Raw genomic sequence first — 25,898 nt, forward strand, 5'->3', positions numbered from 1 at the left:
CGGCCGGGGACCCCGGTCCCGGGGATTCCCACCGGGCGGTGCGGGGTTCGCCGGGTCAGCGGTTCTTGCGCTGGAACGACCGCACCGACAGCGGCACGAAGACCACCAGGAGGCCCACCGACCACAGCAGCGTCGCGGCCACCGGGTGGTCCACCGGCCAGGCGTGCGAGCCGGTCACCGTCCCCGGGTTGCCGAACAGCTCGCGGCAGCCGGCGGTCAGGGCGCTGAGCGGGTTCCACTCGGCGATGAACCGCAGCCAGGCGGGCATCCCGTCGGTCGGCACGAAGGCGTTCGACAGCATGGTCACCGGCATCACGAGCAGCGTGAGCTGCTGCGCCATCTGCTCGTTGGGGACCTTCAGGCCGAAGAAGCAGCCGACCCAGCTGAGCGCGTAGCGCATCAGCACCAGCAGCCCGAAGCCGGCCAGGGCGTTCAGCAGCCCGTCGGACGCGCGCCAGCCGACCAGCAGGCCGGCCACCGCCATGATGGCCACGCTGAGCAGGCCGCCGACCATGTCGGAGGCGGTGTGCCCGAAGGCGACCGCGACCCGCGACATCGGCATCGAGCGGAACCGGCTCATCAGTCCGCGCGAGACGTCGGCGGCGACCCTCTCGATCACCGCCACCACCGAACTGGCCGTCACCATGGCGAACAGCCCGGGCATCAGGTAGGCGCGGTAGTCACCGCCGCCCGGAATCCGGATGGCGCTGCCGAAGACGTAGCCGAACAGCAGCACCATCACGGCGGGGAAGATCAGGGCGGCGATCAGTGAGCCGGGCTCCTGGCGCAGCCGGCTGAACTCGCGCCCGACGAGGACGAAGCCGTCCGACAGCGCCCAGCGCAGGCGGGTCACCGGGGTCCGGCGGGCAACGGGGGTGATCTGGACGGTCATCAGGCGTGGTCCTTGACTCTGTCGTCGGCTCGGGCGCCGGCCGGGGCGTCGCCGTCGGTTTCGGTGTCGGCCGGGGCCGAGCGGTCGGTCAGGCGCAGGAACACCTCGTCGAGGGTGGGGCGGCGCAGGCTGACGTCGGCGACCTCGATCCCCGCCCGGTCCAGCTCCCGGACGAGTTCGGCGACCCGCACGGTGCCGTCCGCGGACGGCACGCTCAGGCTGTTCTCGCCGGTCCCGGTCGGCTCGGCCCCGGTCAGCCGGTGCAGCACGGCGGAGGCCTGCGGCAGCAGCGCCGGGTCCTCGACGACCACGTCGAAGCGGTTGCCGATCGTCGACTTGAGTTGGTCGGGGGTGCCCTCGGCGATCACCCGGCCGTAGTCCACCACCGCGATGTCGTCGGCCAGTTGGTCGGCCTCGTCCAGGTACTGGGTGGTGAGCAGCACGGTGGTGCCCTCGGCGACGAGCTCCCGCACGCAGTCCCAGATCTCGCCGCGGCTGCGCGGGTCGAGGCCGGTGGTCGGCTCGTCCAGGAAGAGCACCTGGGGGCGCAGGATCAGGCTGGCGACGAGGTCGAGCCGGCGGCGCATGCCGCCGGAGTAGCCGCGCACCTGCCGGTCGGCCGCCTCCATCAGGCCGAAGCGCTCCAGGAGTTCGTCGGCCCGCTGGTGCACCTGCCGACGGGGCAGGTGGTAGAGCCGGCCGAACATCCGCAGGTTGCCGCGGCCGGTCAGCTTCTCGTCCACCGCGGCGAACTGCCCGGCCAGGCCGATCACCGAGCGCACCCGGTCGGCCTCGCGGACCACGTCCAGCCCGGCGATCCGGGCGTGCCCGGCGTCCGGGTCCATCAGGGTCGCGAGGATGTTCACCGCGGTGGTCTTGCCGGCGCCGTTGGGGCCGAGCACCCCGCAGACCGTCCCGGCCGGGACGGCGAGGTCGAGCCCTCGTAGGGCGTGGACCTCGCCGAAGTGCTTGTGCAGTCCTTCGGCGAGGATGATCGGGTCCGCCATGATCCCTCCACTGGGAAGTGCCGTGTGCGCGGGTCGCGCCGTACGCGGTCGTGGTGCGGTCGCGGCCGACCCGCGCCGGGGAGCCGTGCGCCGACGCCGGGTCAGCTCGCCGACAGCGGGAACTCCCGCAGGCCGCGAATGATGAAGGAGCCCCGCCGGCGCACCGGCCCGGCCTGCCGCAGCCCGGGCATCCGGGAGATGAGGGTCCGGTAGGCCACCTCGGCCTCGAACCTGGCCAGCGGCGCGCCCAGGCAGTAGTGGATGCCGGCCGAGAACGCCAGGGTGTCGTTGCGGCTGACCCGGGTGATGTCGAAGCGGGCGGGGTCGGGGAAGACCTGCGGGTCCCGGTTGGCCCCGGCGGCCACGATCGCCAGCTCGCTGTCGACGGGCAGCACGACACCGCCCAGCTCGACCGGCTCGTGGACGATCCGCCGGTAGGTCTGCACCGGCGGGTCGTGGCGCAGCGTCTCGTTGACCACGTTCTGGGCCAGTTCCGGGTCCTCGGCCACCATCCGCCACTGCTCGGGGTGGCGCAGCAGCGCCAGGATGCCGTTGCCGATCAGGTTGACGGTGGTCTCGGTGCCGGCCAGCGGCAGGAACATGCACAGCGGCAGCAGTTCGTCCATGCTCAGGCTGCCCTCGTCGACCAGCGGCAGCATCCGGCTGATCATGTCCTCGCGCGGCTCGACCCGGCGCTGCTCGACGATCCGGGTGAACAGCTCGGTCATCCCGGCGATGGCGGCGTCCACGCTGCGCGCCTTCTCGTAGGTGACCACACCGTCCAGCAGCGGGACGATCTCCCGGCTGAGGTGGTGGAAGTGCTCCCGGTCCTCCTCGGGGATGCCGACCAGGTCGCCGATCACCGCGGTCGGCAGGTGGTGGGCGAAGGCGGTCATCAGGTCGAACCGGTCGCCCTGGGCCAGGATGTCGTCGATCAGCCGGTGGCAGATCTCCTCGGCCCGGCCGCGCCAGCGCTCGACGACGCGCGGGTTGAGGGTGGGCATGGTCATCCGGCGCAGCCGGGTGTGGTCCGGCGGGTCGAGGCCGAGCATGGAGTTGTCGAAGTTCATGAACTCCGGCACCTTCTCGCCGTCGGCCTTGCGCACGCCGAAGCGCTTGTCCCGCAGCACCTGGTTGGCGAGTTCGTGGTCGGTGGTGACCCAGGTGCCCAGCGGGCTGCGGTAGACCCGGCCCCGCGCCCGGATCTCCTCGTACGCGGGGTAGGGGTTGTCCGGCGCGCTCAGCACCTTCGCGTAGGGATCGCCCTGGGCGGCGAGCTTGCGCACCAGGTCGTGGAAGAAGCGCATCTGCGCCCGGAGTTGCCGCTCACTCGACTCCATCGTCCCGTGCCCCTTCAGCCTCCGCGAATGGGGCCGAGCGTAGGCATGGCCGTCACAGGGCCGACACCCCTATCCGGGGCCCGGGCAGGTGATTAGGGGCCGGGCCCGGGAGCCGGTCGCGACGTCCGGGGCCGCGCGGGTCGGATCCGGGTGTCAACCGTTCGATCGCGGGAAGTTCCACCGGATGGATATCACCAGGTCGATCCGGGCGCGGCGGTGCGGGCCGGACACTGGTGGGACCTCGGAGAACGGAGACCAAGACCGTGCCAGCGATCGTCGTTTCGAACCTGCGGATGCAGTACGGCCAGAAGGTCGTCGTGGACGACATCTCGTTCGAGGTGCAGGAGGGGGAGATCTTCGGCATCCTCGGCCCCAACGGCGCCGGGAAGACCACGACGGTCGAGTGCATCGCCGGGCTGCGCAAGCCCGGCGGCGGGAGCATCTCGGTGCACGGCCTGGACCCCCAGCGCGACGCCGCCAAGCTGCACCGCATCCTGGGCATGCAGCTGCAGAAGAGCGAGATGCCGGACAAGCTGCGGGTCGCCGAGGCGATGGAGCTGTACGCCTCCTTCTACGACGACCACGCCGACTGGCGGGAGCTGCTCGCCGAGCTGAACCTGCTGGACAAGATGAACAGTCCGTTCGCCAGCCTCTCCGGTGGCCAGAAGCAGCGGCTGTCCATCGCGCTGGCGCTGGTCGGCAACCCGAAGGTGGCCGTGCTGGACGAGCTGACCACCGGTCTGGACCCGGCGGCCCGGCGGGACACCTGGGAGCTGATCGAGCAGGTCCGCGCCCGGGGCATCACCGTCGTCCTGGTCACCCACTTCATGGAGGAGGCCGAGCGGCTCTGCGACCGGCTGGCCCTGATCGACGGCGGCCGGATCGTCGCGCTGGACACCCCCGCCGGCCTGGTGGCCGGGGTGGGCGCCGAGCAGAAGGTGCGCTTCCGCCCGACCTCCCCGCTCGACGACCACATCCTCACCTCGCTCCCCGAGGTGACCTCGGTCCAGCGGCACGGCTCCCAGGTGGAGGTCACCGGCACGGGCAACCTGGTGTACGCCGTCACCTCGGCGCTCGCCCGCAACCAGATCGTCGCGGCCGACCTGCGCGCGGAGCTGGCCAGTCTGGAGGACGCGTTCCTCGCCCTGACCGGCCGCCGGTTCGACCACCCCTCCCACTGATCCCCGGCCCGTAGCCGACCCCCGACCCCTAGAAGGAGGCCCCCCGTGCGGGCGATGAACCGGCTCACGGCCGTGGAGTTCAAGCTCTTCCTGCGAGACCCCGCCGCGTACTTCTGGACGCTGCTCTTCCCGGTCGCCCTGGTGGTGATCATCGGCAGCATCCCGTCCTCCCGCGAGTTCAAGGCCGAGCTCGGCCAGCGCGCCATCGACTCCTACACGCCCGTCACCGTGGTGCTGGCCTTCGCGATGACCGGCCTGTTCATCACCCCGGGCTACCTGGTGGGCTACCGGGAGAAGGGCATCCTGCGCCGGCTGTCGACCACGCCGGTGGGCCCGGCCCGGGTGCTGATCGCCCAGTTGGTGGTCCAGATCACCGTGGCGATCGCCACCACCCTCCTGGTGCTCGCGACCGCGCGCCTGCTGTGGGACGTCAAGCTGCCGAGCAACCCGCTCGGCTTCGCGCTGACCTTCCTGCTCTCGGCCACCGCGGTGCTGTCCATCGGGCTGTTCGTCGCCTCGGTGCTCAAGACCACCAAGGCCGCCACCGGCGCGGGCAGCATGCTGTTCTTCCCGCTGATGTTCTTCGCGGGCCTGTACGTGCCCCGCGACCAGATGCCCGCCGCGGTCAACCGGATCGGTGACTTCACCCCGCTCGGCGCCTCCGTCCAGGCCTTCGGCGACGTGGCCAAGGGTCACCTGCCGGGCACCACGGCCCTGTTGGTCCTCGTCGGCTACACGGTGGTCTTCGGTGTCGCGGCCGCACGGCTCTTCCGCTGGGAGTAGGCCCGGGCCGGAGGTCCGCTCCGGGAGTAGGCCTAGGGTGGAGGTCCGCGGTCACGGGCGGTCGCGGCGGGGCGGGAGCCGGGGAAGCAGCGGGGGCCGAGGAGCAGCACCATGAAGAGCGCCGAACCGATCGACCTGCGTCGCTTCCTCACCCCCCTTCCCGTCGTGCTGCTGGGCGTGGCCACCGTGCTGTGCGTCGTGCAGCCGGAGGAGGGGGCGGCCACCGCCCGCGTCACCGTCTTCCCGCTGGTCGCGGTGACCGCCGCGTGGACGCTGGCGATGTACACCCTGCGGTCGCCGCAGTGGACGGGCCGCACCGGCCCGATGCTGACCTACGTGGCGGGCCAGCTGGTGCTGGCCGCACTGCTGATGACCCAGCACCCGATCTTCTTCGTGTTCGCCGTGATCGGGTTCGTCCAGGCCTACGACCTGCTCCCGCCGCAGTGGGCCTTCGTCAGCGTCGGCGCCACCTCGCTGATCATCAACCTGATCCCCGGCGGGGTGCCGGACAGCTCCCGGCGGATCGCCATCGCCGCCGCCTCGGTCTGCCTCCAGACCTGCCTGATCGGCCTGTTCGGCAACCTGTCGCACCGCTTCAACGAGCGCAGCGAGGAACGCTGCCGGCTGGTCACGGAGTTGAAGACGGTGATCGGCGAGAACAACGGCCTGCACGCCCAACTGCTGATCCAGGCCCGGGAGGCGGGCATCCAGGACGAACGCGAGCGGATGGCCCGGGAGATCCACGACACCATCGCCCAGGGACTGGCCGGCATCATCACCCAGCTCCAGGCCGCCGACCGGGCCCGACCGCAGCCCGAGCAGCGCGAGTGGCACCTCGAACAGGCCCGGGGGCTGGCCCGGGAGAGCCTCACCGCGGCCCGGCGCTCGGTGGCCGCGCTGCGGCCGGCGGAGCTGGAGGAGGCGCACCTGCCGAACGCGATCCGGGAGCTGGCCCAGCGCTGGTCGGCGCGTGCGGGCGTGCCGGCCTCGGTGGAGACCACCGGTGATCCCGTCCCGCTGCTGACGGAGATCGAGGTCGCCCTGTTCCGTGCCGCCCAGGAGACCCTGGCGAACACCGCGAAGCACGCCGCTGCCAGTAAGGTCAGACTGACCATTTCCTACCTGGAGGACACGGTCATGCTGGACGTTCACGACGACGGGGTCGGCTTCACCGTGACCGACCTCGACGGGCCGCCGCCCGCCGACGGCGACAGCGGGTACGGGCTGGACGGCCTGCGCCGACGGCTCGACCGGGTGCTCGGGACACTGACCGTGGAGAGCACCCCGGGCTCGGGCACCGCGGTGAACGCGAGCGTGCCCGCGATCCGCCGGGGCGGCGGCGCATGAGCGAACAGCCCGCCCCCGTACGGCTGCTGATCGTCGACGACCACCCGATCGTCCGGGACGGCCTGCGCGGCGCGTTCGCCAACAGCCCGGAGTTCGAGGTCGTCGGCGAGGCCGGCAACGGCGCCGAGGCGCTCGACCGGGTCGCCGAACTGAAGCCCGACCTGGTGCTGATGGACCTGCGCATGCCGGTGATGGACGGCGTCACCGCGATCCACCGGCTCGGCGAGAGCGCGCCCGAGGTGCGGGTGCTGGTGCTGACCACCTTCGACACCGACAACGACGTGCTGCCCGCGATCGAGGCCGGCGCCACCGGCTACCTGCTGAAGGACGCGCCCACCGAGGAGCTGCTGCGCGCGGCCCGGGTCGCGGCCCGGGGCGACGCGATGCTCTCCCCCGCCATCACCAAACGGCTGATGGACCGGGTGCGCCGGCCCAGCCTCGGCGTGCTGAGCGCCCGTGAGCTGGAGGTGATGCGGCTGGTCGCCCACGGCTCCTCCAACAAGGAGGTCGCCGGCAAGCTGTTCATCACCGAGGCCAGCGTCAAGACGCACCTGCTGCGGATCTACGACAAGCTCGGGGTCCGCGACCGGGCGGGCGCGGTCGGCGAGGCGTTCCGGCGCGGTCTGGTGACCTGACCCGGAACGCCCCGCCGGCCCGCCGTCAGCTCCCCAGCTCGTCGTCGATCAGGGCGAAGATGTCCTCGGCCGTCGCGGACTCCAGGTCGCTGTCGTCGTGCTCCGGCTGCGGCCCGTCGGCGTCCCGCAGCCGGTCGAGCAGCTGCTCCAGCCTGGCGCGGGCCCCGGCCCGTTCCGCCCCGGCCAGCGCGACCAGATCGGCCTCCATTCCGGCCAGCCGGCCGAGCAGGTCCTCCACCGGGTCGGCCTGCGGCAGCAGGCTCTCCCGCAGGTGGCGGGCGAGCGCGGCCGGGGTCGGGTGGTCGAAGACCAGGGTGGGGGGCAGCCGCAGGCCGGTGGCGGTGTTCAGCCGGTTGCGCAGCTCGACCGAGGTCAGCGAGTCGAACCCGAGGTCCTTGAACGGCCGGTCGGCCGCGACGGCGTCCGTCGAGCCGTGTCCGAGGACCACCGCGGCGTTCCCGGTGACCAGGTCCAGCAGGGCCGCGTCGCGCTGGGCGTCTGCCATCACGGCCAGCCGCTCGGCCAGCGCCGGGCCGTCCGGGCGCCGGTTGTCGGCGGCCCGGCGGACCGGTTGGCCCACCAGCGCCCGCAGCAGCGCGGGCACCGGGTGGGCGGCGGCGCGCAGCACGCCCAGGTCGATGTCGACCGGCACCAGGTGGGAGCGGCCCGCGGTGCGCGCCCGGTCGAACAGGGCGAGCGCCCGGGCGGTGGACAGCGGCGCGCTGAGGCTGCCGGCCCGGGCCTGGTCGACCTTCCCGAGGTGGCCGGTGAGCCCGCTGGCCTGCTCCCACAGGCCCCAGGCCAGCGACTGGCCGGCCTGGCCGGAGGCCGTCCGCCGGGCGGCCAGGGCGTCCAGGAAGGCGTTCGCGGCCGCGTAGTTGGCCTGCCCGCCGGAGCCGAAGGTGCCCGACACCGAGGAGTACAGCACGAACATCGACAGGTCGAGGTGCGCCGTCAGCTCGTGCAGGTTGAGCGCCGCGTCCACCTTCGGGCGCAGCACCCGGGAGAGGCGCTCCGGCGTCAGGGTGCCGAACACCCCGTCGTCCAGCACGCCGGCGGCGTGCACCACGCCCGTCAGCGGACGGGCGAGGCCGTCCAGCACCTGGGCCAGGGCGGTGCGGTCGGCCGCGTCGCAGGCGACGACCTCCGCCCGGGCGCCCGACTCGCCCAGCTCGGCGAGGAGTTCCCGCACGTCCGGGCCGTCCGCGCCCCGGCGGCTCAGCAGGGTCAGGTGGCGCACGCCGTGCGTGGCCGCCAGGTGCCGGGCCAGCAGCCCGCCCAGTGTCCCGGTGCCACCGGTGATCAGCACCGTGCCCTCGGGGTCCGGCTCCACCGGCAGCGTCAGCACGTTCTTGCCGACGTGCCGGGCCTGGCTGACGTGCCGGAAGGCGCCGACCGCGTCCCGGACGTCCCAGGCGGTGATCGGCAGCATCCGCAGCGCACCGGCCTCGAACAGCTCGATCACCTCGTGCAGGATGCCGCCCATCCGGGCCGGTCCGGCGTCGCCGAGGTCGAAGGCCCGGTACCGGAGGCCGGCCGGCTGCCGGACGTCGGTCTTGCCCATCTCCAGGAAGCGCCCGCCCTCGGCCAGCAGCCGCAGCGAGGCGTCGGTGAACTCCCCGGCCAGCGAGTTCAGCACCAGGTCGACCCCGCGCCCGCCGGTCGCGGTGCGGAACCGCTCCTCGAAGGCGAGGTCGCGGGAGGAGGCGATGTGCGCCTCGTCCAGCCCCAGCTCCCGCAGTGTGCGCCACTTGCCCGGACTGGCGGTGCCGAACACCTCCAGGCCGAAGTGGCGGGCGAGTTGGACGGCCGCCATGCCGACGCCGCCGGCCGCGGCGTGCACCAGCACCGATTCGCCCCGCTGCGCGTCGGCCAGGTCGCGCAGCCCGTAGTAGGCGGTGGCGAACACCAGCGGTACGGAGGCGGCCTGGGCGAAGGACCAGCCCTGCGGGACGCGGGCCAGCAGCCGCCGGTCGGTGACGGCCCGGACGGCCGCGCCACCGGCGAAGAAGCCGAAGACCCGCTCGCCCGGGGCGAGGTCGGTCACTCCGGCGCCGACCTCCAGCACGACGCCAGCGGCCTCGGAGCCCATCGCGGCCGTCCGGTCCGGGTACATGCCCAGACCGATCAGCACGTCCCGGAAGTTGACGCCCGCCGAGCGCACCGCGACCCGGACCTCGTCCGCGCCCAGCGGCGCGTCGGCGTCCGGCGCGGGCACCAGCGCCACGTCCTCCAGTCCGGCGCCCCGCCCCGCGAGGCCGAGCCGCCAGGCGCCCGCGGGCTCCGGCGGGGTCAGCCGGGCGACGGTGGCCTCCCGGACCAGTCGCGGCACCCTGATGTCGCCGCCGCGGACCGCGAGTTGGGGCTCCTCGCCGCCCACCAGCGCGGGCCAGCCGGCCCACGGGTCGGCCGCGCCGCCCTGCGGTTCGACGTCCACCAGCACGATCCGGTCCGGGTTCTCGGTCTGCGCGGAGCGGACCAGTCCCCACACGGCGGCGCCGGCCGGGTCGGCCTCGCCACCGGTGCCGGACCCGGCCGGGGTCGCCCCGCGGGTGAGCACCACCAGCCGGGAGTCGGCGAACCGCTCCTCGGCCAGCCAGGCCCGTACCTCGCCGAGCACCCGGGCGGTCGCCCCGTGCACGGCCTCGGCCCCGAGCGCACCGTCAACACCGGCGGCACCGGCGGAGACGGCCAGGACGGTCACCGACGGTACGGCCGCGCCCTGTTCCAGGGCGGCGACCAGGGCCGCCAGGTCGGTGTGGCGGCGGGCCGGCCCGCCCTCGGGGGCCGCCTCGCCGACCGCGGCCCACCCGGTCAGGTCCGGCTCGGCCGCACCGGCCGCCGGGGGCACCGGCCGCCAGTCCACCGCGAACAGCGCGTCCGGTCCGGCGTCGGCCGTGGCGCCGAGCGCCTCCGGGGACACCTCGCGCATCACCAGCGAACGCACGGTGGCCACCGGGCTTCCGGTGCCGTCGGCCAGCCGCAGCGCGACGCCCTCGGCGGTCCGGGTGATCCGCGCCCGCAGCACCGAGGCGCCCACCGCGTCCACCCGCACGCCGGTCCAGGCGAACGGCAGGGCGGTGCCCTCGACCTCGCTCCCGCCGGCGAAGCCGACGGCGTGCAGCGCCGCGTCCAGCAGCGCCGGGTGCAGGGCGAAGCCGGCGGCCTCGTCCGCCGCCTCCTCGGGCAGCGCGACCTCGGCGTAGACCGCGTCCTCGGCCCGCCAGGCGGCGCGCAGGCCGCGGAAGGCCGGCCCGTAGCCGTAGCCGCTGTCGGCCAGGGTGTCGTAGAAGCCGTCCAGCGGCACCGGCTCGGCGGCCGGCGGCGGCCAGGCCGCCAGTTCGAAGGGCTCGGCCGGTGCGGCCTCGGTCAGCAGGCCGGTGGCGTGGCAGGTCCAGGGCGTCCGGTCACCGGTGTCGGGCCGGGCGTGGATCTCCAGCCGGCAGTCGCCGCCGTCGCCGGGCGCGGTCACCCGGACCTGGACCTGGGCCTCGCCCCGTTCGGGGAGGGCGAGCGGGGACCGCACCACCAGTTCGTCCAGCACCGTACGGCCGACCTGCTCGCCGGCCCGCAGCGCGAGTTCGACCAGCGCGGTGCCGGGCACCACGGTCCGGCCCAGCACCACGTGGTCGGCCAGCCACGGGTGGCTCGCCGTGGACAGCCGTCCGGTCAGCACCGCGCCGCCGTCCCCGGCCAGAGCCAGGACGGCGCCCAGCAGCGGGTGCCCGGCGGGCAGTTGCCCGAGCGCCGCGACGTCGCCGGCCCCGGCGACCGGCCGGGGCCAGTAGCGCTCGCGCTGGAAGGCGTAGGTGGGCAGTTCCGCGTGCGGACCGGCCGGCAGGGCCGCCGCCCAGTCGACCTGGGCACCGGCCGTCCAGAGCCGGCCGAGGCCGTGCCAGAGCGTGTCCACCTGGTCCCGCCCGGCCCGCTGGAGCGGGGCGAGCACGGCGTCGGGGAGGGTCTGCTGGGCCAGCCCGCAGAGCACGCCGTCGGGGCCCAGCTCCAGGAGGCGGGTCACGCCGTGCTCGCCGAGGCGGGTGACGCCGTCGGCGAAGCGGACCGCCTCGCGGACCTGGCGCAGCCAGTAGTCGGGGGTGGTGAGCAGCCCGGGTTCGGCGAGCGTCCCGCTGACGTTGGACAGCAGCGGAATGCGCGGCTCGGCGAAGGTCAACTCCGCCAGGACGGCCGAGAATTCGGCGAGCATCGGCTCCATCAGCGCCGAGTGGAAGGCGTGCGAGACGGTCAGCCGGCGGATTCGCCGGCCCTCGGCCTTCCACCGCCCGGCCAGCTCCTCCACCGCCTCGACCGAACCGGAGACCACCACCGAGGTCGGCCCGTTGACGGCCGCCACGTCCAGCCGCTCGCCGATCGCGTCGCGAACCTCGGCCTCGGTGGCCTCGACCGCCAGCATCGCCCCGCCGCTCGGCAGCGCGTCCATCAGCCGGCCGCGCGCCGCCACCAGCGCACAGGCGTCCGCCAGCGGGAACACCCCGGCGACGTGAGCGGCCGCCACCTCGCCGATCGAATGCCCGAGCAGGAAGTCGGGGACCACACCCCAGGATTCGAGCAGCCGGAACGACGCCACCTCGACCGCGAACAGCCCGGCCTGCGCCCACACCGTCCGGTCCAGGTCCTCGACGCCCTCGAACACCACGTCCTTCACCGGCCGGTCCAGCAGCAGGTCCAGCTCCGCGCAGACCGCGTCGAACGCCGCCGCGAAGGCGGGGAACGCCTCGTACAACTCCCGGCCCATGCCGACCCGCTGCGCACCCTGACCGGTGAACAGGAACGCCGTCCGCCCCTCGGCGACCGTACCGGTGACCACGCCCGCGCCGGGCTCCCCGGCGGCCAGCGCCGCCAGCTCCCGGTCCTGCTCGGCCCGGTCCGCGCCGGTCACCACCGCGCGGTGCGCCAGTGCCGTCCGCCCGGACAGGGCCCGGGCCACCTCGGCCGGTCCGTCCTCCGGGCGGTCCGTCAGGTGCTCGCCCAGCCGGGCGGCCTGGGCCCGCAGCGCCGCCGGGGTCTGCCCGGACAGCGGCCACGGCAGCGGACCGTGCGGCCGACGCCCGGCGGGCTCGGCCGGGGCGGGCTCGCCCTGTTCGATGATGACGTGGGCGTTGGTACCGCTCATGCCGAACGAGGAGACGGCGGTGCGGCGCGGCCGTTCGGCCCGCGGCCACGGCCGGGCCTCGGTCAGCAGTTCGACCGCCCCGGTGGACCAGTCGACGTGCGGGGTGGGCTCGTCCACGTGCAGGGTCGCCGGCAGCGTGCCGTACCGCATCGCCATGACCATCTTGATGATCCCGGCGATGCCGGCGGCGGCCTGGGTGTGGCCGATGTTGGACTTGATCGAGCCCAGCCAGAGCGGCTCCCCGTCCCGGCCCTGCCCGTAGGTGGCCAGCAGGGCCTTCGCCTCGATCGGGTCCCCGAGGCGGGTTCCGGTGCCGTGCGCCTCCACGGCGTCGACCTCGGCGGCCGACAGCCCGGCGTTGGCCAGCGCCTGCCGGATCACCCGCTCCTGCGACGGGCCGTTCGGGGCCGTCAGACCGTTCGACGCACCGTCCTGGTTGACCGCGCTGCCGCGCACGATGCCGAGCACCCGGTGGCCGTTGCGCCGGGCGTCGGACAGCCGCTCCAGCAGCAGGATCCCGACGCCCTCGCCCCAGCCGGTGCCGTCGGCCGCGGCGGCGAAGGCCTTGCACCGGCCGTCGGCGGCCAGGCCCAGCTGGCGGCTGAACTCCACGAAGGCCGACGGGGTCGCCATCACCGTGGCGCCGCCCGCGAGGGCCATGGTGCACTCGCCGCGGCGCAGCGCCTCGGCCGCCGAGTGCAGGGCGACCAGGGAGGAGGAGCAGGCGGTGTCCACCGTCATGGCCGGGCCCTCCAGCCCGAACACGTACGAGATCCGGCCGGAGAGCACGGCGGCCGCGGTGCCGGTGCCCCGGTGCCCCTCGCTGTCGGAGGGGCCGGAGAGCAGCGCCGCGTAGTCCTGGCCGTTGGTGCCGATGAACACGCCGGTGCGGCTGCCGCGCAGCGAGCGCGCGTCCACCCCGGCCCGTTCGAACGCCTCCCAGACGGTCTCCAGCAGCAGCCGCTGCTGGGGGTCCATGGCCAGCGCCTCGCGCGGCGAGATGGCGAACAGCGCCGGGTCGAAGTCGGCGACGCCGGACAGGAATCCGCCGGCCCAGGTGGCGTCCGCGCCCGCCTCGCCGGAGGGCGCGCCGAGCGGCGGCCAGCCGCGGTCGCCGGGCAGCCCGGAGACCGCGTCCACCCGGTCGGCGACCAGCCGCCAGAGCTGTTCGGGGTTCTCGACCCCGCCGGGGTAGCGGCAGCTCATCGCGACGATCGCGATCGGCTCCTCCAGCGCGGTGGCCTCGGCCCGCACGGCCTCGGCCGCCACCGCGGTGCCGAGCAGCTCGCCACGCAGCTGGGCGGCCAGTTCGCGCGGCGTGGGGTGGTCGAAGACCAGGGTGGCGGAGAGCCGCAGCCCGGTCTCGGCGGCCAGGGCGTTGCGCAGTTCGAGCGCGGTGAGCGAGTCGAAGCCGAGGCCCTTGAACGGGACCTCCGGCGGGACGTCGCCCGCCTCGCGGTGGCCGAGCACGGCCGCCGCCAGCCGCCGGACCAGGTCGAGCAGGGTCCGTTCCTGCTCGGCGGGCGGCAGCGCGGCGAGCTTCCCGGCCAGCGGGGAGGCACCCTCGGCCGGCTCGGCGGCCGGGGCTTCCAGGGCCCGGAGCACCTCGGGCAGGTCCTCGATCAGCGGACGGCGGCGGCTGGCCGTGAACGCGGGGGCGAAGCGCTCCCAGCGGACGTCCGCCACCGCCACGCAGGCCTCGCCCCCGGCGACGGCCCGGTCGAGCGCCCCCACGGCGAGGGCCGGGTCCAGCAGGGCGAGCCCGCGGCGGCGCAGGAAGTCCTCCGACTCCCCCTGCACGGCCATGCCGGCCTCCGCCCACGGGCCCCAGGCGACGGCCAGCGCGGCCCGGCCGGCCGCCCGGCGCTGTTCGACCAGCGCCTCCAGGTAGGCGTTGGCGGCGCCGTAGACGGCCTGGGCGCCGGAGCCCCAGGTGGCCGAGATCGAGGAGAAGACGACGAACAGCTCCAGGTCCAGCCCGGCGGTCAGCTCGTCCAGGTGCGCCGCGCCGTCGGCCTTCCCGCCGAGCACGGCGGTGATCTCCTCGGCGGCGGTGTCCATCAGCAAGGTCGCCTGGCCGACGCCGGCCGCGTGCACCACGCCGGTCAGCGGGAGCTCGGCCGGGATCGCGTCGAGCACCGCCGCCAGCGCCGCCCGGTCGGCGGCGTCGCAGGCGGCGACCGTCACCCGGGCACCCAGCCCGGTCAGCTCGGCCACCAGCGCGTCCACGCCCTCGGCCGCCGAACCGCGCCGACTGGTCAGCACGAGATGGGGAACGCCCCGACCGGCCAGCCAGCGCGCCACCTCCGCGCCCAGCGCCCCGGTACCACCGGTCACCAGCACCGTGCCCGAGGGCGGCCCGAGCGGTTCGACACCGTCCGGTCGGGCGGCCCGCACCAGGCGGCGGACGTACGTGCCGGCGCCCCGGACGGCGACCTGGTCCTCGGTGCCGGTCAGGACGGCGGCCAGCCGGGCGGCCGTCCTGGCGTCCTCGGCGGGCGGCAGGTCGACCAGCCCGCCCCAGCGTTCCGGCAGTTCCAGGGCGGCGGCCCGGCCGAGGCCCCAGAGCTGCGCCGCCACCGGGTCGGACGGCCCGTCGGAGCGGCCCACCGACACCCCGCCCCGGGTGGCCAGCCAGAGCGGGGCGTCGATGCCCGCGTCTCCGAGCGCCTGGATCAGCGCGACGGCTGCCGGGACCGGCTCGGGGTGCCGGGCCGGGCAGGCGACCACGCCGGCCGGGGCGGCCGCGAGCTCGCGCAGCCGGGCGGCCAGGGAGGCCCGGGTGGCCCCGGGGCCGAACTCCAGCAGGACCACGTCGGCGCCGGCGGCGGTCAGCAGCCGCTGGGCGTCGGTGTCCCCCGGGGTCGCGACGACCAGCCAGGTGCCGGTGAGCGTGCCCGCGGCGGGCGCGTCGGCGAGCGGCTTCCAGCGGACCCGGTAGCGCCAGGAGTCGATGACGGCCTCGTCCCGGCGGCGGCGCCGGAAGGAGGACAGCGCGGGCAGCACGGCCCGCAGCTCCCCCTGGTCCGCGTCCACGCCGAGGGCGCCGGTCAGTTCGGCCACGTCCTCGCGCTCGACGGCGGCCCAGAACCGGCCCTCGGCGGTGCCCTCCGCTCCCTCGGCCGCGGTGGCGGGAGCGGCGGGACGGGCCCAGTAGGACTGGTGCTGGAAGGCGTACGTGGGCAGCGCGACCCGCCCCTCGCCACGGCCCGCGAAGGCCGCCGGCCAGTCCACGGTGGCACCCGCCGCCCAGAGCGCGCCGACGGCGGCGTGGAAGGTGCGCACGCCGTCGTGGCCGGAGCCGCGCAGCAGCGGCGCGAAGGCGCCCTCGACGCCGGCGTGCTGGGCCATCCCGCACAGCACGCCGTCGGGGCCGAGCTCGGCGAAGCGGGTGACGCCCCGTCGGCCCAGGGCGTCGACGCCGTCGGCGAAGCGGACGGCCTCGCGGACCTGGCGCAGCCAGTAGTCGGGGGTGGTGAGCAGGCCGGGCTCGGCGATCCCGCCGGTCAGGTTGGAGACGATCGGGACGCCTGGCTCGGCGAAGGTCAACTCCGCCAGCACGGCGGCGAATTCGGCGAGCATCGGCTCCATCAGGGCCGAGTGGAAGGCGTGCGAGACGGTCAGTCGACGGATCTTGCGGCCCTCGGCCGACCAGCGCGCGGCGAACTCCTCGACCGCGTCCGCCGGCCCGGAAACCACCACCGAACGCGGCCCGTTGACGGCCGCCACGTCCAGCCGGTCGCCGATCTCCGCCCGCACCTCGGCCTCGGCGGCCTGGACCGCCAGCATCGCGCCGCCCTCGGGCAGCGCGTCCATCAGCCGGCCCCGCGCCGCCACCAGGGCGCACGCGTCCGCCAGCGAGAACACCCCGGCCACATGAGCGGCCGCCACCTCACCGATCGAATGTCCGAGCAGCACGTCCGGGAGCACGCCCCAGGACTCCAGCAGCCGGAACGACGCCACCTCGACCGCGAACAGCCCGGCCTGCGCCCACACCGTCCGGTCCAGATCCTCCGCACCCGCGAAGACGACCTCCCGCACCGACCGCCCGAGCCTCGCGTCCAGCTCCGCGCAGACCGCGTCGAACGCCGCCGCGAAGGCGGGGAAGGCCTCGTACAACTCCCGGCCCATGCCGACCCGCTGCGCACCCTGGCCGGTGAACAGGAACGCCGTCCGGCCCTCGGTCGAGACCCCGGTCAGCACGTCCTGGGCGGAACGTCCCTCGGCCAGCGCCGCCAGCCCCTCGCCGAGGCCTGCGGCCGAGTCCCCGAGGACCACCGCGCGGTGCTCCAGCGCCGCCCGGGTGACGGCCAGCGCGTGCCCCGCGGCCGCCGGGTCGGGCCCGGTCGCCGCGAACTCGGCCAGCCTCTCGGCCTGTCCGCGCAGCCCCTCCGGGCTCCTGGCGGACACCGGCCAGAGCACCGGGCCGCTGTTCTCCACCGGTTCCGGCGCGGGCAGCGGATCGCCCTGCTCCAGGATGACGTGGGCGTTGGTGCCGCTGATGCCGAAGGAGGAGACGCCCGCGCGGCGCGGACGGTCCGCCTCGGGCCACGGCCGGGCCTCGGCCAGCAGTTCCACCGCGCCCGCCGACCAGTCCACGTGGGGCGTCGGCTGCTCGGCGTGCAGGGTGGCGGGCAGCAGGCCGTGCCGCATCGCCTGCACCATCTTGATGATGCCCGCGACGCCGGCCGCCGACTGGGTGTGCCCGATGTTGGACTTGATCGAGCCCAGCCACAGCGGCTCGTCGCCGCGGCCCCGGCCGTAGGTCGCCAGCAGCGCCTGGGCCTCGATCGGGTCGCCCAGCCGGGTGCCGGTGCCGTGCGCCTCCACCACGTCCACCTCGGACGGGGCGAGCCGCGCGGAGGCCAGCGCCTGCCGGATCACCCGGCGCTGCGAGGGGCCGTTCGGCGCGGTCATCCCGTTGGACGCGCCGTCCTGGTTGACCGCGCTGCCGCGCACCACCGCCAGCACCTCGTGCCCGTTGCGGCGCGCGTCCGACAGCCGCTCCAGCAGCAGCAGTCCGACGCCCTCGCCCCAGCCGGTGCCGTCCGCGCCGGCGCCGAAGGAGCGGCACCGCCCGTCCGAGGCGAGGCCCTGCTGGGCGCTGAAGGCGTGGAAGACCTCCGCGTTGGTCAGCACGGTCACCCCGCCGGCCAGCGCCAGCGTGCACTCGCCGGCGCGCAGCGCCTGGACGGCCAGGTGCAGCGCCACCAGCGAGGAGGAGCACGCGGTGTCCACGGTGACCGCCGGGCCCTCCAGGCCGAACACGTACGCCACCCGGCCGGAGAGCACGCTGGTCGCTCCGCCGGCCAGGACGTACCCCTGGTCGGCGTCGGCCGCACCGACCCCGTAGCCGGAGGAGGTCGCGCCGACGAACACCCCGGTCCGGGTGCCGCGCACGGTGTCCGGCGCGATCCCGGCCCGTTCGAAGGCCTCCCAGCCGCTCTCCAGCAGCAACCGCTGCTGGGGGTCCATGGCGAGGGCCTCGCGCGGGGAGATCCCGAAGAACGCGGCGTCGAAGCGCTCGGCGCCGTCCAGGAACCCGCCCTGGGCGGCGAGGTCGCTCGCCGCGGCGTCCGCGCCGAGCCCGTCCGCCCTCCAGCCGCGCTGCTCGGGGAAGGGGGCGATCGCGTCGCCGGCCCGTTCGACCAGCCGCCAGAGGTCGTCCGGCGAGGAGACGTCGCCGGGGTAGCGGCACGCCATCGACACGATCGCCACGGGTTCGCTGACCGCGGCGGTCAGTTCACGGTTTCGGGCGCGAAGCTTCTCCGTCTCCTTGAGGGAAGCTCGCAACGCTTCGACATAGTCCTGGGTAGAGGCCATCGCAAGCTCCGTACTGCGGTCAGGAATCACGTTCGCCGAGGGCCAGCCTCAGCAGGCTTTCGCCGTCCATCTCGTCGATCGACTCGATGGCGGTCACGGGTGCGGCGTCCTCGGCGGCGGGCGCGGACTCCTGCGAGGCGAGCCGCAGCAGCGGCTCCAGCAGTCCGGACTCGCGCAGCCGGGACACCGGGACGGTGAGCAGGGCGCGGCGCGCCTGCTCCGCCTCGTCGGCGTCGAGGGCGTCGTCGCCGAGCAGTTCGGCCGTGATCTGCTCGGCCAGCGCCCTCGGGGTGGGGTGGTCGAAGATCAGGGTGGCGGGCAGGGCCAGCCCGGTGGCCGCGGTCAGCCGGTCGCGCAGTTCGACCGCGGTCAGCGAGTCGAACCCCAGGTCGCGGAAGGCCCGGTCGGCGACGACCGACCCGGCCGCGCTGTGGCCGAGGACCAGGGCGGCCTGCTGCTGCACGGTCTCCAGCAGCAGGGCGAGGCCGTCCTCACCGGACAGCCCGGCGAGGCGCTCGCGCAGCGCGGTGCCGTCCTGCGGGCCGCCGGCGGCACCCGCGGCGAGGACCTGCCGCACCTCGGGGACGTCCTCGATCAGCGGCTGCGGGTGGTACGCGGTGAAGCCGGGCACGAAGGCCTGCCAGTCCACGTCCGCGACGGTCACGCAGACGTCGCCGGTCCGGATCGCCGTGTCCATCGCCTCCAGGGCGAGGTCCGGGGCCATCGCCCGCAGGCCGCGGCGGCGCAGGAACTCCTCGGCGTCGGCGCCGCCGGCCATGCCCTCGCCCGCCCACGGGCCCCAGGCCACGGAGGTGGCCGCCAGCCCGCGGGCCCGGCGGTCGACGGCGAGGGCGTCCAGCGCGGCGTTCGCCACCGCGTACGCGGACTGCCCACCGCTGCCCCAGACGCCGGCGACGGAGGAGAAGAGCACGAAGTAGTCGAGGGGGGTGTCCCCCAGCAACTCGTCCAGGCAGACCGCGCCTTCGGCCTTGCCGTCCACGATCGCCGCGAACCCGGCGCGCGCGGTGCTGCCGAACGGCGTCGGGTCGCCGACGCCGGCCGCGTGCACCACGCCGCTCAGCGGGAACTCCGCCGGGACGGCGGCCAGCACCCCGGCCATCCCCTCCCGGTCCGCCGTGTCGCAGGCGGCGACGGTCACCCGGGCGCCCAGCGCCTCCAGTTCCGCGACCAGCTCCGCCGCCCCCGGCGCCGTCGGGCCCCGGCGGGAGACCAGCACCAGGTGGGGGACGCCCTGCCCGGCCAGCCGGCGCGCCACGGCGGCGCCCAGCGCCCCGGTGCCGCCGGTGACCAGGGCGGTGCCGGTGGCGGGAACGGGATCGGCCGTCACCGGCCCGGTTCCGGCCGGGACCAGCCGGCGGGCGAAGGTCCCGGTGGCCCGGACGGCGACCTGGTCCTCGGTTCCGGACAGCACCTCGGCCATCCGGTCACCGAGCACCGGCCCCGCCGGACCGCAGACGTCCACCAGCCCGCCCCACAGGCCGGGCAGCTCCAGGCCGACCACCCGGCCCAGGCCCCAGATCCGGGCGTGTCCGGGCCGGACGGTCTCCTCCTCGCGCACGGTCACCGCGCCGGAGGTGACCCACCGGAGCGGCACCCGCAGGTCCAGGGCGGTGAGCGCGTCGATCAGGTCCAGGGCGTCGGCGACGGGATCGGCGTCCGGGGCCGTGCCGGGGAAGGCCAGCACCCCGGCCGGGTCCGCGATCCGGGCGAGGTCGTCCGCCAGCCGTTCGGTCGTGGTCCGCACCACCCGGGCGCCCGCCCGCTCGACGGCGGACAGGCAGGCCTCGGCCAGGTCGGACCCCGGTTCGCCGGACTCCGCCGCCCCGGCGGGCAGCACCGCCAGCCAGCTGCCGGTCAGCAGCGGCGGAACGGCCGCGGTGGGCACCGGCTTCCAGGTGATCCGGTAGCGCCAGGCGTCGGATCGCTCCTCCGGCCGGGCGGAGTGACGCGCGACGGGCGGCTGCGCCCAGTAGTGCTGCCGGTCGAAGGCGTACCGGGGCAGCAGCGCCCGGTGCCCGCCCCAGTCGGCGTAGACGGCCGGCCAGTCCACGGCCGTCCCGGCGGTCCAGAGCGCGCCGAGCGCGGCCAGGGCGCTCTCCGTCTCGTCCCGCTCGCGGCGCAGCAGCGGCGCGAACGTGCCCTTGGCGTCGGCCTGTCGGGCCAGGGCGGACAGCACGCCGTCGGGGCCGAGCTCGGCGAAGCGGGTCACGTCCTGGCCGCCCAGGGTGTCGACGCCGTCGGCGAAGCGGACGGTCTCCCGGACGTGGCGCAGCCAGTAGTCGGGGGTGGTGAGCAGGCCGGGCCCGGCGATCCCGCCGGTCAGGTTGGAGACGATCGGGACGCCCGGCTCGGCGAAGGTCAACCCGGCCAGCACGGCGGCGAATTCGGCGAGCATCGGCTCCATCAGGGCCGAGTGGAAGGCGTGCGAGACCGTCAGCCGGCGGGTCTTGCGGCCCTGGGAGGCCCACTCGACCGCGAACTCCTCGACCACCTCGACGGGGCCGGAAACCACCACCGAACGCGGCCCGTTGACGGCCGCCACGTCCAGGCGGTCACCGATCTCCGCCCGCACCTCGGCCTCGGCGGCCTGCACGGCGAGCATCGCGCCGCCCTCGGGCAGCGCGTCCATCAACCGGCCACGTGCCGCCACCAGGGCGCACGCGTCGGCGAGCGAGAACACTCCCGCCACATGGGCGGCGGCGATCTCGCCGATCGAGTGCCCGAGCAGGAAGTCGGGTGCCACGCCCCAGGATTCGAGCAGCCGGAAGGACGCCACCTCGACCGCGAACAGCCCGGCCTGCGCCCACACCGTACGGTCCAGATCCTCGACGCCGTCGAGGACGACCTCGCGCACCGACCGCCCGAGCCTCGCGTCCAGCTCCGCACAGACCGCGTCAAAGGCCTCGGCGAACACCGGGAACGCCTCGTACAGCCCCCGGCCCATGCCGACCCGCTGCGCACCCTGCCCCGTGAACAGGAACGCCGTCCGGCCCTCGACCGCCGTACCCGAGACCACGCCCTCGCCGGGCCGGCCCTCGGCCAGCGCGGTCAGGCCTGCCCCGATCGCGGCAGCCGTGTCACCGACGGCCACCGCGCGGTGCTCCAGCGCCGCCCGGGTGACGGCCAGCGCGTGCCCCGCGGCCGCCGGGTCGGGCCCGGTCGCCGCGAACTCGGCCAGCCTCTCGGCCTGTCCGCGCAGCCCCTCCGGGCTCTTCGCGGACACCGGCCAGAGCACCGGGCCGCTGCTCTCCACCGGTTCCGGCGCGGGCAGCGGATCGCCCTGCTCCAGGATGACGTGGGCGTTGGTGCCGCTGATCCCGAAGGAGGACACGCCCGCGCGGCGCGGCCGACCGTCCTCCGGCCACGGCCGGGCCCGCGTCAGCAGTTCCACCGCGCCCGCCGACCAGTCCACGTGCGAGGTCGGTTCGTCCACGTGCAACGTGGCCGGGAGGACGCCGTGGCGCATCGCCTGCACCATCTTGATGACGCCCGCGACACCGGCCGCCGACTGGGTGTGGCCGATGTTGGACTTGATCGAGCCCAGCCACAACGGCCGGTCGGCCGGCCGGTCCTGGCCGTAGGTCGCCAGCAGCGCCTGGGCCTCGATCGGGTCTCCGAGCGGAGTGCCGGTGCCGTGCGCCTCCACCACGTCCACCTCGGACGGGGCGAGCCGCGCGGAGGCCAGCGCCTGCCGGATCACCCGCTCCTGGGAGGGGCCGTTCGGCGCGGTGAGCCCGTTGGAGGCGCCGTCCTGGTTGACCGCGCTGCCCCGGATCACCGCGAGCACCCGGTGGCCGTCCCGACGGGCGTCGGACAGGCGCTGGAGCACCAGCACGCCGACGCCCTCGGACCAGACGGTGCCGTCGGCCCCGGCGGAGAACGCCTTGCAGCGCCCGTCCGAGGCCAGGCCGTCCTGCCGGTCGAACTCGGCGAACACCCCCGGGGTGGACATCACGGTCACACCGCCGGTCAGTGCCATCGCGCACTCGCCGCGCTGCAGCGCCTGGATCGCCCAGTGCATCGCCACCAGGGAGGAGGAGCAGGCGGTGTCCACGGTGACCGCCGGGCCCTCCAGGCCGAACACGTACGAGACGCGGCCGGAGAGGATGCTGGTGGCGGCGCCCGTCATCAGGTGCCCCTCCGACTCCGGCAGGTCCATCCCGGCGCCGTAGCCGAACGCCGAGGCGCCGACCAGAACGCCGGTGGACGACCGGTGCATGGACAGCGGGTCGAGGCCGGCGGCCTCGAAGGCCTCCCAGGAGGCCTCCAGCAGCAGCCGCTGCTGCGGGTCCATCGCCAGCGCCTCGCGCGGCGAGATCCCGAACAGCCCGGCGTCGAAGTCGGCGGCGTCGTGCAGGAAGCCGCCGCGCGGCGTGTAGGTGGCGTCGGCGACCTCGATCTCCCAGCCGCGGTCGGCCGGGAAAGCGGTCACGCCGTCGAAGCCCTCGGCCAGCAGCCGCCAGAGCCGCTCGGGGTTGTCCGCACCGCCGGGGAAACGGCAGCTCATGCCGATGATCGCGATGGGCTCGCCGGTGTCCACGGCCGTCTCGACGAGCGGCGCCACGGAGGCGGCCCGCGCGAAGAGCAGCTCGTCGAGGTGTTCGGCCAGCACGGTCGGTGTCGGGTAGTCGAAGACCAGGGTCACCGGCAACCGCAGCCCGGTGACGGCGTTCAGCCCGTTGCGCAACTCCACGGCGGTCAGCGAGTCGAAGCCGAGCTCCCGGAACGCGTGCCGGGGGCCGACCGCGTCCGTGGCGCCGTGGCCGAGCACGGTGGCCGCGCTGCCGCGGACCAGCTCCAGCAGTTGCGCGCGCCGATCCTCGGCCGGCAGCGGCCGCAGCCGGGCCAGCAGTCCGGACTCCGCACCCGCGCCCCGGTCGGCGGCCCGCCGGGCGGACGGCCGGACCAGGCCGCGCAGCAGCGGGGGCACCCCATGGGTGGAGACGGCCTGCGCGGCGGCCAGGTCCAGGACCGTCGGCAGGAGGTGCGGTACGGGCAGGGTGATCGCCCGGTCGAACAGGGCCAGGGCCTGCGCGGTCGGCATGCCCGAGCCGCTGCGTGCCGAGGAGAGATGACCGGTCAGCTCACTGGCCTGCTCCCACAGGCCCCAGGCCAGCGACTGGCCCGCCCGGCCCGCAGCCGTGCGACGGGCCGCCAGCGCGTCCAGGAAGGCGTTCGCGGCCGCATAGTTGGCCTGCCCACCCGAACCGAACGTCGCCGCCACCGACGAGTACAGCACGAACAACGGCAGCTCCAGATCCGCCGTCAACTCGTCCAGATTCAGCGCCGCATCCACCTTCGGACGCAGCACCGCCGCCAGACGCTCCGGCGTCAACGCACCGAACACCCCGTCGTCCAGCACACCCGCCGCATGCACCACACCCGCCAACGGACGGGCCAGACCGTCCAGCACCCGGGACAGAGCGGCCCGGTCGGCCGCATCGCACGCGACCACGTCCGCCTCGGCACCCAACTCACCCAAATCGGCGAGCAGTTCACTCACAGCCGGACTGTCCGCACCACGACGACTCAACAGGGTCAGATGCCGCACACCGTGCACAGCCACCAGATGCCGGGCCAGCAACCCGCCCAGCGTCCCCGTGCCACCCGTGATCAGCACCGTGCCATCGGCATCCAACTCCACCGGAGTCTCCACCAGTTGCAGGGAAGAAGCCCGCACCAGACGCGGCACCGACACCTCACCACCCCGGATCGCCGCCTGCGGCTCACCACCGCCGACCACCCCCGGCCACAACCCCTCCGAACCACCCGCCGGATCCAGATCCACCAGCACGATCCGGTCCGGATTCTCCGTCTGCGCCGAACGCAACAGACCCCACACCGCCGCCTGCACCGGATCGGCCCCACCAGCGGCAGGAACCGCAACCGCCCCACGCGTCAGCACCACCAGGCGCGAAGAGCCGAACCGCTCCTCCGCCAGCCACTCCTGCACCACACCCAACACCCGGGCCGTCAGCGCATACACATCGCCCTCGACCGGCACCGGCAGCACCACCACCGGCGGCACCGCCAACCCACCGGCCTCCAACTCACCCACCAGGCCCGCCACATCGACGAACCCCCGCACACCGGCGACCTCACCGATCGCCACCCACTCCGACGAACCCACACCCTCCGCAACCGCCGGAACCGGCACCGGAACCGGCACCCAGTCCACCGCGAACAACGCCTCCGGCCCACCCTCACCGACCGGCCGAAGCGCCTCCGCCGAAACCTCCCGCATCGCGAGCGATGCGACGGTCGCGACGGGCTCGCCCACGCCGTCGGCGAGGAGCAGCGACACGCCGTCCGCCGTACCCTCGACCCGCACCCGGAGCACCGAGGCACCCACCGCATCCAGTCGGGCGCTCGTCCAGGCGAACGGCAGCCGGGTGCCCCCGGCCTGGGCGACCGGGGAGAGCCCGACCGCGTGCAGTGCCGCGTCCAGCAGCGCCGGGTGCAGACCGAAACCGCCCGCCTCACCCGCCACCGCCTCGGGCAGCGCGACCTCCGCGTAGACGGTCTCACCCACCCGCCAGGCCGCACCCAGACCCCGGAACACCGGACCGTAGCCGTACCCGACCTCGGCCAGAGCCTCGTAGAAACCCTCCAGCGGCAACGCCGTGGCACCGGCCGGCGGCCAGGCGGTGAGGTCCGGTCCGGCGTCGGCAGCGGCGGCCTCGTCGGCCAGGAGTCCGGCCGCGTGGCTGATCCAGACGGCGTCGCCGGTGCCCTCGGGCCGCGAGTAGACCTCGACGGTGCGCTCACCGGTCTCGCCGGCGGCGCTCACGCTCACCTGGATCTGCACCCCGGCGTGCTCGGGCAGCACCAGGGGCGTGCGCAGGACCAGCTCCCGGATCGCCGGGGAGCCGGCCCGGCGGCCGGCCGCCCAGACCATCTCGACCAGCGCGGCGCCGGGCACCACCACCCGGTCCAGGATGACGTGGTCGGCCAGCCACGGGTGCGTGGCCACCGACAGCCTTCCGGTCAGCAGCAGGCCGTTGTCACCGGCCAGTTGAACCGCAGCGCTGAGCAGCGGGTGGCCGACCGGCTCCAGGCCGACCGTACCCGGGTCGCCGGCCGGCGGGACCGCCTCCGGCCAGTAGCGCTCGTGCTGGAAGGCGTACGTCGGCAGTTCGAGCCGTCGGCCGGCGGGCAGCACGGCCCGCCAGTCGACGTCCGCGCCGGCGACCCAGATCCGGGCCAGCGCGCGCAGCGCGGTGTCCACGTCCTCCCGGTCGCGGCGGGCGACGGGGGCGAACACCCCGTCGGGCGCGGACTGTTGGGCGGCTCCGCAGAGCACCCCGTCCGGGCCCAGCTCCACGAAGCGGGTGACGCCCTGCCCGTCGAGGTGGGCGACGCCGTCGGCGAAGCGGACCGCCTCACGGACCTGGCGCACCCAGTAGTCGGGGGTGGTGAGCAGCCCGGGCTCGGCGATCCCGCCGGTCAGGTTCGACACGACCGGAACGCGCGGCTCGGCGAAGGTCAACCCGGCCAGCACCGAGGCGAATTCGGCCAGCATCGGCTCCATCAGCGCCGAGTGGAAGGCGTGCGAGACCGTCAGCCGGCGGATCCGGCGGCCCTCGCCCGACCAGCGCGCCGCGAACTCCTCCACCGCCTCGACCGATCCGGAGACCACCACCGAGGTCGGGCCGTTGACGGCCGCGACGTCCAGGCGGCCGCCGATCGCCTCGCGGACCTCGGCCTCGGCGGCCTCGACCGCCAGCATCGCCCCGCC

Annotated in this window: 9 protein-coding genes; 4 read left to right on the plus strand and 5 right to left on the minus strand. The window is 75.1% G+C overall.

Annotated features, from left to right (window positions below; genetic code table 11):
• Positions 1-55 precede the first annotated feature (55 nt).
• The 3 genes from ACWGKU_RS21475 to ACWGKU_RS21485 all read right to left on the minus strand — a co-directional run bounded on the left by ACWGKU_RS21475 (position 56) and on the right by ACWGKU_RS21485 (position 3,239).
• Positions 56-892, minus strand: a complete 837-nt coding sequence (locus ACWGKU_RS21475; protein WP_452179156.1) for an ABC transporter permease — start codon at positions 890-892, stop codon at positions 56-58.
• Positions 892-1,899 carry an ATP-binding cassette domain-containing protein gene (locus ACWGKU_RS21480; protein WP_401054403.1) on the minus strand — a complete coding sequence of 336 codons (1,008 nt, stop codon included), beginning with the start codon at positions 1,897-1,899 and terminating at the stop codon, positions 892-894. Before ACWGKU_RS21480 ends, ACWGKU_RS21475 begins: the two co-directional genes overlap by 1 nt.
• A gap of 101 nt (positions 1,900-2,000) precedes the next feature.
• Positions 2,001-3,239 (minus strand): cytochrome P450, encoded by a 1,239-nt coding sequence (locus ACWGKU_RS21485; RefSeq protein ID WP_452179155.1) that lies wholly within the window; start codon positions 3,237-3,239, stop codon positions 2,001-2,003.
• A gap of 263 nt (positions 3,240-3,502) precedes the next feature.
• On the opposite strand from ACWGKU_RS21485, the gene ACWGKU_RS21490 reads away from it, so the two are divergent.
• The 4 genes from ACWGKU_RS21490 to ACWGKU_RS21505 all read left to right on the plus strand — a co-directional run bounded on the left by ACWGKU_RS21490 (position 3,503) and on the right by ACWGKU_RS21505 (position 7,185).
• Positions 3,503-4,420: an ABC transporter ATP-binding protein gene (locus ACWGKU_RS21490; protein ID WP_387689964.1), complete on the plus strand. Its 918-nt coding sequence runs from the start codon at positions 3,503-3,505 to the stop codon at positions 4,418-4,420.
• 54 nt (positions 4,421-4,474) lie between these two features.
• Positions 4,475-5,203, plus strand: a complete 729-nt coding sequence (locus ACWGKU_RS21495) for an ABC transporter permease (RefSeq protein WP_401045044.1) — start codon at positions 4,475-4,477, stop codon at positions 5,201-5,203.
• Positions 5,204-5,314: 111 nt separating this feature from the next.
• Positions 5,315-6,550, plus strand: coding sequence for a sensor histidine kinase (locus ACWGKU_RS21500; protein ID WP_452179154.1), 1,236 nt, complete (start codon positions 5,315-5,317; stop codon positions 6,548-6,550).
• Entirely contained in the window at positions 6,547-7,185 is a 639-nt protein-coding gene (locus tag ACWGKU_RS21505) for a response regulator (protein WP_401045039.1), read from the plus strand. Before ACWGKU_RS21500 ends, ACWGKU_RS21505 begins: the two co-directional genes overlap by 4 nt.
• Positions 7,186-7,210: 25 nt before the next feature.
• Here ACWGKU_RS21505 and ACWGKU_RS21510 read toward each other — a convergent pair whose 3' ends face one another.
• Positions 7,211-18,139, minus strand: coding sequence for a type I polyketide synthase (locus tag ACWGKU_RS21510; RefSeq protein ID WP_452191522.1), 10,929 nt, complete (start codon positions 18,137-18,139; stop codon positions 7,211-7,213).
• Between the two features lie 19 nt (positions 18,140-18,158).
• Positions 18,159-25,889 carry an SDR family NAD(P)-dependent oxidoreductase gene (locus ACWGKU_RS21515; RefSeq protein ID WP_452191524.1) on the minus strand — a complete coding sequence of 2,577 codons (7,731 nt, stop codon included), beginning with the start codon at positions 25,887-25,889 and terminating at the stop codon, positions 18,159-18,161.
• Positions 25,890-25,898 lie beyond the last annotated feature (9 nt).

It is taken from the genome of Kitasatospora sp. NPDC054768 (assembly GCF_053612025.1).